Consider the following 11335-nt stretch of genomic DNA (forward strand, 5'->3'; position numbering starts at 1 on the left):
TGATTAAGAAGTCATTTTAGGGCTAGTGGGATTAGTGCGCCCTTTTTTAGGATTTAAAAAAAGAGAGATACCGTTATCCTTGCTAAACAACTGAATGATATTGTTTAAAAAAATTTATTTATAATATTTTTAGCAATTTTCATTCTGAAAAATGGTACATCGCAAAAAGCATTTTTAAAGAAAAGGTTGGCTGGATAGTTAAACTATGATATAATAGAAAAGCCATGTTTATCTTTTGCGGACTGCAGTGGATGAGCAGGGAAAGGAGGGGCCATGCAGAGAGAGCTTGCAACCAAACAGCAAAATGGCAACTGGCTGGGGGTTGTGCTGGGCCTGGCACTGGTAGCCAATGTCCTGGCAGCCTGGCAAACTGATGATAGAATTAAAGCTTTTGTAGTAGAAATCGATGGGAAGCAAGTAGCGGTGGTAGAAGAACACCAGCAGGCAGACCGCTTGATCAAGCAGTTGATCAAAGAACGCCAATTAAGGGGTGAGGCTTCTCATCAGCCGGTGATTGTCTATGAACCGGTAAAGGCAAGAAAAGAGGAATTGACTGCAGTTGACCGGCTGCAACGAATTTTACAGGAACAGTTGTTGCCGATCCGGGCCGCATATGGAATCGAAATCAACGGCCGGGTGGAAGTGGTTCTGCCCACCCGGGAAGAGGCGGAAAAAGTACTGACTCTATTGCAGCAACAGGCTAATGGCGGTATGAAAGGCACAGTAGTGTCCAGTCAAATTAAAGAAAAGATTGCGGTTGTTAAAACAGTAGCAGCCAATGGTGAGCTGGTCACGGCTCCGGAAGCGGCCCGAATCCTGCTGCAAGGGCGGACAGAAATCAAGGAATATACCGTCAAGGAAGGGGATAGTCTCTGGCTGATTGCCCGGCGCTATGACTTAAGGGTGAAAGACATCCGGGCGTTGAATCCGGAGATTACCGGTGAATTCGTCGATGTGGGCCAGGTCATCAAACTGGCCAAAGTGGAACCCCTGGTACATATTGAAACCAGGCTACGGACTCAGATTGTCGAGAACATTCCGGCTCCTGTTAAGGTGGAAATGAAACGGACCTTGCGCCGGGGGGTAGAAAAGGTAGTTCAGGAAGGTAAACCGGGTAAACAGGTTAAACAGGTGGAAACGGTATTTATTAATGGGGTACCGGTAGGACAAAAACTGGTAGCCAGCCGGATTGTGGAAAATCCTCGTCCCAGAGTTATTTACAAAGGCGGACGGGGAGGGAGTTATATGATTGCCTCCCGGGGTAACGAGGGCAGCGACTTGCTCTGGCCTACTCGTGGCCCGATCTCTTCTCCCTATGGTGAACGCTGGGGTCGGATGCATACCGGAATAGATATTGATGGCAGTACCGGCAACCCTGTTTATGCTGCTGAAGATGGAGTGGTTATTCAGGCTGGCTGGTATGCTGAATACGGTAAGTTCATAGCGATTCGCCATGCCAGCGGACTGGTTACCCGTTATGGCCACCTGTCTTCCATAGATGTAACCGAAGGCCAGCGGGTCAGCCGGGGTGAATATATAGGTGCTGTAGGTTCAACTGGCCGCAGTACGGGTTCTCATCTCCATTTTGAGGTACTGAAAAACGGTGATTTCCAGAATCCTCTTGCATATTTGCGCTAAACCACAAAACAAACCAGGCATTGCCTGGTTTTGTTCTTTTTCGGGGTTTGACCTGAACAAATATTTTTATATACTATACGGGGGTATACTTGACAAAAGAGATTTTTCGTAAGAAAATAAAGGTAGCGAAAATACAGGAAAGCGAAAGAGGGATGAAAAATGGCCAATACTGTGTATGATATTATCATCATCGGAGGGGGGCCGGCAGGGTTGACGGCTGCCCTCTATGGAGCCCGCTCCAATCTGAAAGTGCTGGTAATCGAAAAAATGATGCCCGGTGGGCAGGCTGCCATTACGGAAAGCATTGAAAATTACCCTGGTTTTCCCCAGGGTATTGCCGGTTTTGAACTGGGCATGAAATTGCATGAACAGGCCGGACGTTTTGGTGCTGAAATGGTAGTGGAAGAAGTAGTGGAACTGCAACTGGCCGGTCAGCCCAAGGTGGTCAAAACCACCCAGAATACTTATGAGGCTAAAGCGGTAATTCTGGCTACCGGGGCCAAAAACCGGGCCCTGGGTTGCCCGGGGGAAGAACAATTCCGGGGCCGGGGAGTCTCTTATTGTGCCACCTGTGATGGAGCCTTTTTCACCGGCAAAAAGGTGGTAGTAGTAGGTGGCGGCAACTCCGCAGTAGAGGAAGCGGTGTATCTGACCAAGTTTGCGGAAAAGGTAACCATTATCCACCGTCGGGATACTTTGCGGGCTGACAAAGTAGTACAGGAAAAGGCTTTTAATGAACCAAAGATCGATTTTCTCTGGAATAAAGTAGTGGTGGAAATCACCGGGCAGGACCAGGTAACAGGGGTAGTGGTTCAGGATACGGTGACCGGAGAAAAATCCACTGTAGCCACTGATGGGGTTTTCGTCTTTGTCGGCATGGAGCCCCAGACTGCTCTGGTAGCAGGACAGGTGGAACTCACTGAAGATGGCTATATTCGGGCCGATGAAAGCACTGCTACCAATTTGCCGGGGGTTTTTGCTGCCGGAGATGTGCGCAAAAAACCCCTGCGCCAGGTGGTAACAGCCGTAGCTGATGGAGCGGTAGCAGCCATGGCTGCTGAAAAATATGTCGAAAATTTGAAATAGATCAGGCCTGGCAGGAATCTGCCTGCTGGGGTAGAATATAACCTGTGGGAATTTTACCACAGGAAGGAGAATGTCTGGTGCCAAAGCCAAAACACCGGAAAAAGCCAAAGGTCGTGAAACAGGATGTGCTGGTTGGTACTGCGCCTACCGGGAACAAAAAGAAAGATCACTGGGTTATTCTGGCCATCTTTACCATTGCAGCCCTGATCGGGGCCATCCTGTTACCGGCAATATTCAACCGGGGGCAAGCCCAGCTGGGCGGCGGAGGAGTTAATATCAGCCAGCTGGAAGAGACAGTTAAGAAAAACCCTCAGGATATTGATGCCAAGGATGCGCTGGGGACTGCCTATTTCAACCAGGGCAGCAGCAAATTGCAGGCCGGGGACCAGAAAGGGGCCCAGCAGGATTTGCAACGGGCAATCGCTCTTTTCAATGATGTACTCAAAGTCAAGCCCCAAAAAATCGAAACCCTGGGTGACCTGGCCACAGCCTATTATTATACTGGCGATACGGTTAAAGCCATAGAACTGGCCCAAAAGGCCCTCAGTATTAATCCCGATTTTACTCCGGCGCGCTTGAACCTGGCTATCTACCTCAGCAGCCAGGGCAAATACCAGGAAGCGATAAATGAGCTGAAGAAAATCCCCGCTACCAGCCCGGATTATGCCACAGCTCAGGCGCGGATTAAGGAATATCAGCAGGCTCTAACCCAGCCTGCACCTTCCGGAACAGGAAGCGCTGGAACGGGCAGCAGCACTACAGGAACAGGCGGTACTCCGGTTCCCGGTCCGGCACCGGCTCCCACACCGGCTAAACCGGCTCAATAAGGATTTTCACCTCTGCCTTTCAGGGCAGAGGTTTTTTCTTGCCATAACTTACCGGGACCGCAAATAGCATATAAATTGTATAATAGAGGAGGAGAAAGAGTTAAAGGGAGAGATTAATATGCCGATTTTAGATACTAATCTTTATTACTGGCGGGGATTGCTGGCTGGTCTTGCCCTTTGTTTGCTAGGGCTGGTTTTGGTCTGGTGGCCTCAACCAAAACAGGGACTTTACCTGATTTTGCAGCAGCTACTCAAGGCCAAACTGGTCTGGGAGACCAGAGATTGGCGGGAAATTGAAGGGGAGCATTTTCGCATTCGCTATCAGGGCGATGCGGAAGGAGCTGATGAAGCCCGATTGGTTTTGCAGACTGCGGAAAAATTTTACCCTTCGCTTCTGAAAAAGTTTCATATTTCAGGAATAGAGGGAAAAACCCTGGTAGTCATTTTCCCCGACAAAGACAGCCTTAATCGTTCTTTTGGCTGGGGTGGGGATCAGGGGACTATGGGTGTCTACTGGGCAGGTACGATTCGGGTGCTGGCTCCGCAGCAGTGGGCACAGGCAGAGGAGGATTTTGTGGTCAATGGACCTATGGCCCATGAATTTGCCCATTTGCTGGTGGATAAACTGACTCTGGGCAATTATCCCCGCTGGCTGACGGAAGGGATTGCCCAGCAACTGGAATATGAATTGACCGGTTTTGAATTTAAGGCCAGGTCAGGTTCTCATTCCTGGTATCCGGTAGAAATGATGGATGGACAGTTTGACAGCTTGCCTGATCAGGAGCTGGCCTATATCCAGGCCCGGCAAATGGTCAGGTTCATGGAGGAAAGATATGGCGAAAAAGCCTGGCGGCGCCTGTTGCCATATCTGGGTCAGGGCTGGCCTTTTAGCTGGGCCTGGTACAAAGCTTTTGGCGAAAATTTTGCTGATTTTTCCCGGGCATTTATAACCACCGATCAAGCTGGGTAAACTACTGCCAAAAAGGGGTGCTGCTGATGAATCAGGATAACCGCTTGCAGGAAAAAATTACCCGGCATTTGCAGGAAAAGATGAACTTGAGTGCTGAAGATATCAATGTCCGGGTGGTCAAGGGCAAGATCCAGCTTTCCGGTTGTGTGGATGTACTGGCAGAAAAGGAAATGGCAGAGGAACTGGTACGGGAAGTGGCCGGGGCTGAACCCCTGGATAATAGCCTGACGGTGGTAACGGAAAATGTGCCTACCGATAAGGATGTAGAGGCGGCAGTACGGGAAAGATTGCAGCGCCATGGGATTGACCTGGGCCATATAGGAGTTAAAGTTAGTAACGGTGTGGTGGTACTGGTCGGCAAGACCGCCAGCTGGGCGGAAGAAGAGGCGGCTCGCCAGGCTGCCTCCCAGGTCTACGGGGTGAAGGAAGTAATTTCCCAGGTGGAAGCGGGGGCACTGGCAGACTGGGATGACGCTACCATTACCAACAGTATAGAAGATGTTTTTGCCCATGCCGAAACCCTGGCCAACCATGACATTGTAACCCAAACCCGGGCTGGAGTGGTTACCCTGTTGGGCTGGGTAGACCGCCCCGAGGACAGAACTACTGCTGAAAAGCTGGCTGGACAGGTACCAGGGGTAAGAAAGGTGCGCAATCATCTGCGGGTCAGGGAAGGAGCCCGGAACGGGGATATTGCCCTGACCAATCAGGCTCGCAGTTTGCTGGGAGCCAGTGGTCTGGCCATGGTCAGGGTTTATGTGGTAGAGGGGATCGCTTTTCTCGCTGGTAGGGTAGCCAGCATTGACCAGAAGAAAAAGGCCGAAGCCCTGGTGACCGGGATTGAGGGGATAAAAGGTATCAATAATTCTATAATTGTTTCTCTGCATTGAAGGATTTTGCTGCTCAATGGCGAAAAATATTATAGGGAAAACGATACAAATGAAACGGAGGCGGGCCCTGAACGGTCCCGCTCCTTCTTTGCTTGCAGAGAATGGAGGAGACACGAGAGTGACAGTATTGAAAATACGCGGTGGTGTGAGACTGGAAGGAAAAGTACGGGTTAGTGGTGCCAAAAATGCTGCTCTGACTGCTATCAGTGCAGCCATGCTGGCTACCAGCCCTGTTTATCTGGAAAATATGCCGCAAATCAGCGATGTGCTGGTGATGCTGGATATTATTCGTCTGCTGGGAGCGGAAGTAAGCTGGGATGAGCCGACGGTAGTGCGGATTGTTCCCCCGGAGCACCCCGGTTATGATACCCCTTATGAACTGGTGAAAAAACTGCGGGCCTCCAATCTCTTACTGGGTTCGCTGCTACCACGGACCGGCCGGGCCCACATCGCCCTGCCGGGAGGCTGCAATATCGGGAGCCGGCCCATGGACTTGCATATCAAAGGGCTGGGGGCGCTGGGAGCCGAGGTGGAACTGAGCCAGGGGTATATTAAGGCCAGGGTTAGAAATGGTTTGCAGGGGGCCAAGATCTATCTGGATTTTCCCAGTGTTGGCGCAACGGAAAATCTGATGATGGCAGCTGCTACTGCCAAAGGCCAAACAATCATCGAAAATGCGGCCAAGGAACCGGAAATTGTGGATCTAGCCAATTTTCTCAATGCAATGGGTGCCAAAATCCGCGGGGCCGGCACTGATGTGATCAAAATCGAGGGAGTCAAGGCTTTGCAGGGGACCCGTTATGCCATCATTCCTGACCGTATTGAAGCCGGGACCTACATGGTGGCAGCGGCAGCCACTGATGGGGATGTTACTATCGAAAATGTCATTCCAACCCACGTGGAACCGGTGACAGCTAAACTAAAAGAAATGGGTGTAAGAGTAATTGAGGAAGATGATGTTATTCGGGTTATCAGCACAGGAACACGCCGACCGGTAGATATAAAAACGATGCCTTATCCTGGTTTTCCGACCGATATGCAGTCTCAAATGATGGCCCTGTTAGCTGTAACCCCTGGTGTCTCCATGGTTACCGAAAATGTCTTCGAAAACCGGATGCAACTGGCTGATGAGTTGAAACGCATGGGAGCCCGGATTAAGATTCAGGGCAGAACCGCAGTGGTGGAAGGAATTGAGCGGCTGGAAGGAGCCCAGGTGCGGGCCACGGATCTGCGGGCAGGCGCTGCCTTGATCATCGCCGGTCTGGTAGCAGAGGGAATTACTGAAATCGATAATGTTCACTATATTGACCGGGGTTATGAAAATCTGGAAGAAAAATTTAATGGTCTCGGGGCAGGAATTTGGCGGGAAATAGCGAAATAAGTCGCGTAGGTTAGATTATGGAAGTAGAGGAGTGTGAGAGGTGTGATATTTACCAGGTGGAAATACAGGCCGTTCTGGCGTCTGGGCGTAGTTTTTCTAACGGTGACCGGAGGCGGAACACTGATCTGGACCGCTTTTCTGGCCTGGTATCTGGAGGTACCGGATGATAAGTTGCTGGCCATTTTCGGACCAGTAATTCCTATCGGTGTCGTAGCGGCAGCTGCGATTCTGGCCTACGTGAATAGGTTGCTGGTGGAGGTCTTAACGATATTTGCAGATGCAGCGAAGCGGGTAGCAGAAAAAGACCTTACCACCACCATCTATTTTCCTACCAATGATATTTTTGGCAAGACCGCCGAAGCTTTTAATAAAATGATTGTCGATGTGAGAGCTACTGTCCAGCAAAGCGCTGTTACAGCAGAAGGGGTAACAAAAGAAGCTGTTGAGGTTTCAAAGGCTACGGAGAGTGCCACTGCCTCTATTCAGCAGATTTCCGCAGCCATGGAGCAAATTGCCGGCGGTTCGCAGCGACAGGCTGATGAGATTCTGGAAACCGTGCAGACCATGCAGGAAATATCGGCTGCTGTATCCCAGGTTGCGGCCCATTCCCAGCAGGCCTTTGCTTCCTCTCAGCAGGCAGCCCAGCTGGCCAGTAAAGGACTAAAGCAGGTGGAAGAGGCGGTAGCTAAAATGCATGCCATTTCAGAGGCGGTACAAACCTCCTCGGCAGCAGTGGAAAAACTCTATCAACGGTCCACTTACATTGGCGAGATTGTCAATGTCATTACCGGTATTGCCGATCAGACCAATTTGCTGGCCTTGAATGCGGCGATTGAAGCGGCCCGGGCCGGTGAACACGGACGCGGCTTTGCTGTTGTAGCCGATGAGGTGCGCAAACTGGCAGAAGGCTCAGGAGAAGCTGCCCAGAAAATTGGTGAACTGATTGAGGAAATTCAGGCTGAAACCGCCAGTGCTGCTCTGGCCATGACCAATGGCAACCGGGAGGTTGAAGACGGGGTCAAGGTTGCGCTGAAAGCAAAACAGGCCCTGGATGAAATTCACCATGCTGTTCTTTTAACCGAGGAAATGGTACAGGGTATAAGCAAGGCTTCCCAGGAGCAGTCTCAGGGACTATCCCAGCTGGCTGGAGCAGTGGAAAAAATCAGTGGCATTGCCCAGCAGTTCTCCACTGCTACCCAGCAGGTGGCAGCTTCCCTGGAACAGCAAATGTCGGCTAATGAGCAAATCAATGTTCTTTCCTATAACCTGGTGAAACTGGCAGAGGAATTGAAAAGGTATATTGATAATTTTAAAGTTCAGTGAACTTTAGCCGACCACGGTTGTCGCCGTGGTTTTTTTCTTGCTATAATGAAGAAGTACGGGAGGAACTGGTAATCATGGAACTGGAGCTGGTGAGCTGGCAGGGCAAGAAGAGGAGTTTTCAACTGTACCGGGTGCGCGACCTTGATACTCTGCTGGCTCAGGTGGAAACGGATGAAGATATTCCCTTCTGGGCCGAACTGTGGCCGTCGGCAGAAGGGCTGGCCCTGTGGCTGGAAGCGAGACCGGAACTGGTACAGGGCAAGCGGGCCCTGGAGCTGGGCTGTGGTCTGGGACTGGTGGGTCTGGTAGCAGCTGCCAACGGAGCAGAGGTAGTGCAAACCGATTTTGTCCCAGCGGCCCTGGAACTGGCCGGTCGAAATGCCCGGGCTAATGGCCTGGAACAACTGACCTGGCAGTTGCTGGACTGGCGGCAGCATCGAAAGCTGGGAGAGTTTCAGCTCATCCTGGGTTCGGATTTGTTTTATGAACCCGGGTTGCATGAAGATTTACTGGCCACCCTGGAACTTAACCTGGCTCCGTCTGGACACTGTCTTTTCAGTGACCCTGGGCGTGAAGGGGCCCAGGCCTTTGTCCGCCTTCTGGAGCAACGGGGCTGGCAGATTGAGAAAACCAAAGTGGAAAAGATCGATATTATCCAGGCAAGGAGAGGAGACCATGAGAATAGCTACCCTGGCGAGTAGCAGTTCAGGCAATGCCATCTGGGTGGAGGGAGAGGAAACGGCTGTACTGATTGATGCCGGACTGAGTGTACGCAAGCTAAAAGAGGCAGCTGCCCAGCTGGAACGCTGTCTGGAACAGCTAGCCGCAGTAGTGGTTACCCATGAACACAGGGATCATACCTGCGGACTGGGAGCTTTAAGCAGGAAATATAACTTGCCTGTGTATGCGACGGAATCCACCTGGGCGGCCATGGAGGCTCAGCTGGGCCCTATTGCTGAGCATAATCGCTGTATGCTGGCACCGGAGGAAAAAATAGAAATCGGGGAGCTGGCTTTCGAGGCTTTTTCCACTTCCCATGATGCCGGTGATCCGGTTGGCTATGTTTTTCATACCCGGGAAGCCACGGCAGGGGTTATGACTGATACCGGCTATGTCAGCCGGGGCATGGCTCGCAAATTGATGGAGTGTGAGCTACTGGTTTTTGAGGCTAACCATGACCGGGAGATGCTGATTCAGGGCCCTTATCCCTGGTCTTTAAAAAAGCGTATACTCAGTGACCGGGGGCACCTGGCCAATGATACGGCCGGTGATGTACTGGCCCGGCTCTGGGGTGGCCGCCAGCAGGGGGTGTTGCTGGCCCACCTGAGCCAGGAAAACAATACGCCCCAGAAGGCGCTGAAAACAGTGGAGGAACACTTTCAGGCTCTGGGAATCAAACCGGGAGAGGAAGCATGGCTGGAAGTGGCACCGGCCAGCAGTCCTTCTGCCTGGTTAGAAAAAAAATAATAAGGTAATCCTAATAAACAAAGGGAAGGAGGATACTTATGGATCAGTTTTATTATGAACGGAGACCTGGATTTTTAAGCTACATAGTTGTCAGTCTGCTTAGCGCCATAGTGGGCGGTCTGGTAGTAGGAGCTGCTTTATGGGGGCCACTTCGCGATCTGGAAAAGAAACAGGCAGAAGTGAAGATTAATCAGCCAGCGCAAATTACGCCCGGACAGACTGTCCCCCTGCCCGCAGGCTCGGCGCCAGTTGTGGATATTGCCAAACAGGTAGGACCGGCGGTAGTGGGAATATCTAACCGGGCTACCCGCATTGATTTCTGGGGTGAAACTCATGGCAGTGTGGAACAGGGTTCTGGCTCCGGGGTAATCATCGATCCCCAGGGTTATATAGTTACCAATAACCATGTAGTGGAAGGGGCCCAGGAACTGGTTGTCAGTCTGGCTAATGGCAAACATATCCCCGCCAAACTCATCGGCCGGGATCCCCGAACTGACCTGGCCGTAATCAAAATCAATCCGGCGGAAGCGGGAGAACTGACGGTGGCCAAACTGGGAGACTCCTCCCAGCTGCAGGTTGGGGAACTGGTAGTAGCTATCGGTAACCCGCTGGGGGAAGAATTTGCCCGCACGGTTACGGCCGGAATTATTTCCGCTCTCAACCGGACTCTGACCGTGGGGGAACAGAAATTTACCCTGATTCAGACTGATGCTGCCATCAACCCGGGTAATTCCGGTGGGGCCCTGGTCAATTCCAGGGGAGAAGTTATTGGGATCAACAGTGTAAAAATCATCAGCGAAAAAGTGGAAGGCATGAATTTCGCCATTCCCATCAATACCGCTAAACCCATAATTGAACAGCTCATCAAAAACGGGAAGGTAATCCGGCCCTGGCTGGGTATTCTCTACCGTGGTGTGGAAATTGACAAAGATCTGCAGCAACAATATGACTTGCCAGTAGATTACGGAATCGTGGTCGATGATGTAGTGGCCAATGGCCCTGCTGGTCTGGCCGGGATCCAGGCCCAGGATATCATCGTGGGAGTTGACGGGGAAAAGGTAAAGACCTTCCAGGATCTGCAGGAACTGGTCGGAAAGCATAAGGTGGGCGATACCATCAAGGTAAAAGTGGTGCGTAACCGTCAATTCAAGGAATTTAGTGTAAAACTGGGTGAAATGCCGGGGACTTTACAGCCCTAAATGATGGGAGTGGCTAATGTGTATTGTGTTTGTGAACGCCATCTGGAGAAAGCAATGGACGAATTCGTCGATGTCTATGAACAACCTCCCGACCTCTATCTGCTAGAGAAGGTATCCTTTACGGACTGGCTGGCTCCTCAGCACTGCGATTTCTGCGATCAGCCGCCCAAATATCTGGTGGTATGACTATGCAGATAACTATAGTTTGTGTGGGTAAGCTCAAGGAAAAATACTGGCGAGAGGCGGAACAGGAATACCTGAAGCGGCTGGCACCCTATGCCAGGGTGAAAATCATTGAAGTCGCGGATGAGTCCTGCCCGGAAGAGGCCGGGGAGAGTGTTCGGGAACAGGTACGACAAAAAGAGGGGGAGCGTTTGCTGGCGGCTCTCCCCCCTCATTCCTGGCGGGTAGCTCTTGACCTGCGGGGAAAGACCTGTTCTTCGGAGGAGATGGCGGCCAGGGTCGAGGAATGGTTACTGGCAGGCTGGAGCCATCTGGTTTTTGTCATTGGCGGTTCCCTGGGACTGGCGGATAAGGTGCTGGCTGCCTGTCAG

At 51.5% G+C, this 11335-nt stretch carries 12 protein-coding genes; all 12 read left to right on the plus strand.

All coding sequences use genetic code 11. From position 1 onward, the window contains the following. The first annotated feature begins 273 nt into the window (after positions 1–273). Positions 274–1638, plus strand: coding sequence for a peptidoglycan DD-metalloendopeptidase family protein (locus tag JDF658_RS02790; protein ID WP_079906413.1), 1365 nt, complete (start codon positions 274–276; stop codon positions 1636–1638). Positions 1639–1797: 159 nt separating this feature from the next. Then, positions 1798–2724: a thioredoxin-disulfide reductase gene (trxB, locus tag JDF658_RS02795; RefSeq protein WP_078665426.1), complete on the plus strand. Its 927-nt coding sequence runs from the start codon at positions 1798–1800 to the stop codon at positions 2722–2724. A 77-nt stretch (positions 2725–2801) separates the two neighbouring features. Then, on the plus strand, positions 2802–3551 hold the full coding sequence (locus JDF658_RS02800; RefSeq protein ID WP_159446540.1) for a tetratricopeptide repeat protein: 750 nt from the start codon (positions 2802–2804) through the stop codon (positions 3549–3551). A 118-nt stretch (positions 3552–3669) separates the two neighbouring features. Then, a complete protein-coding gene (locus JDF658_RS02805) occupies positions 3670–4521 on the plus strand; it encodes a peptidase MA family metallohydrolase (RefSeq protein WP_079906415.1) in 852 nt (283 codons plus the stop codon). A gap of 26 nt (positions 4522–4547) precedes the next feature. Beyond that, positions 4548–5411: a BON domain-containing protein gene (locus JDF658_RS02810; protein ID WP_079906416.1), complete on the plus strand. Its 864-nt coding sequence runs from the start codon at positions 4548–4550 to the stop codon at positions 5409–5411. Between the two features lie 118 nt (positions 5412–5529). Next, on the plus strand, positions 5530–6792 hold the full coding sequence (gene murA, locus JDF658_RS02815) for a UDP-N-acetylglucosamine 1-carboxyvinyltransferase (RefSeq protein ID WP_079906417.1): 1263 nt from the start codon (positions 5530–5532) through the stop codon (positions 6790–6792). A gap of 42 nt (positions 6793–6834) precedes the next feature. After that, on the plus strand, positions 6835–8115 hold the full coding sequence (locus JDF658_RS14360; RefSeq protein ID WP_079906418.1) for a methyl-accepting chemotaxis protein: 1281 nt from the start codon (positions 6835–6837) through the stop codon (positions 8113–8115). Positions 8116–8189: 74 nt separating this feature from the next. Beyond that, entirely contained in the window at positions 8190–8816 is a 627-nt protein-coding gene (locus JDF658_RS02825; RefSeq protein ID WP_079906419.1) for a methyltransferase, read from the plus strand. Further along, the gene (locus tag JDF658_RS02830) at positions 8791–9582 is read left to right on the plus strand and encodes an MBL fold metallo-hydrolase (protein ID WP_078665419.1); all 792 of its coding nucleotides are present in this window, start codon (positions 8791–8793) and stop codon (positions 9580–9582) included. The genes JDF658_RS02825 and JDF658_RS02830 overlap by 26 nt, the downstream gene beginning before the upstream one ends. 38 nt (positions 9583–9620) lie before the next feature. Continuing rightward, complete coding sequence (locus JDF658_RS02835) at positions 9621–10781, plus strand: S1C family serine protease (RefSeq protein WP_079906420.1); 1161 nt, start codon at positions 9621–9623, stop codon at positions 10779–10781. 18 nt (positions 10782–10799) lie between these two features. Continuing rightward, positions 10800–10967: a CxxH/CxxC protein gene (locus JDF658_RS02840; protein ID WP_078665417.1), complete on the plus strand. Its 168-nt coding sequence runs from the start codon at positions 10800–10802 to the stop codon at positions 10965–10967. A 2-nt stretch (positions 10968–10969) separates the two neighbouring features. Next, a partial coding sequence (locus JDF658_RS02845; protein WP_079906421.1) for a 23S rRNA (pseudouridine(1915)-N(3))-methyltransferase RlmH occupies positions 10970–11335 on the plus strand: 366 nt, incomplete at its 3' end.

It is taken from the genome of Carboxydocella sp. JDF658, from assembly GCF_002049395.1.
In the GTDB taxonomy this organism is placed as follows: Bacteria; Bacillota.

Bases quoted from the DNA above. Each gene is read 5' to 3' on its own strand.
- JDF658_RS02825 (WP_079906419.1), top strand. From the start codon at position 8,190: ATGGAACTGGAGCTGGTGAGCTGGCAGGGCAAGAAGAGGAGTTTTCAA.
- JDF658_RS02805 (WP_079906415.1), top strand. From the start codon at position 3,670: ATGCCGATTTTAGATACTAATCTTTATTACTGGCGGGGATTGCTGGCT.
- JDF658_RS02790 (WP_079906413.1), top strand. From the start codon at position 274: ATGCAGAGAGAGCTTGCAACCAAACAGCAAAATGGCAACTGGCTGGGG.
- trxB (WP_078665426.1), top strand. From the start codon at position 1,798: ATGGCCAATACTGTGTATGATATTATCATCATCGGAGGGGGGCCGGCA.
- JDF658_RS02830 (WP_078665419.1), top strand. From the start codon at position 8,791: ATGAGAATAGCTACCCTGGCGAGTAGCAGTTCAGGCAATGCCATCTGG.
- JDF658_RS02810 (WP_079906416.1), top strand. From the start codon at position 4,548: ATGAATCAGGATAACCGCTTGCAGGAAAAAATTACCCGGCATTTGCAG.
- JDF658_RS02835 (WP_079906420.1), top strand. From the start codon at position 9,621: ATGGATCAGTTTTATTATGAACGGAGACCTGGATTTTTAAGCTACATA.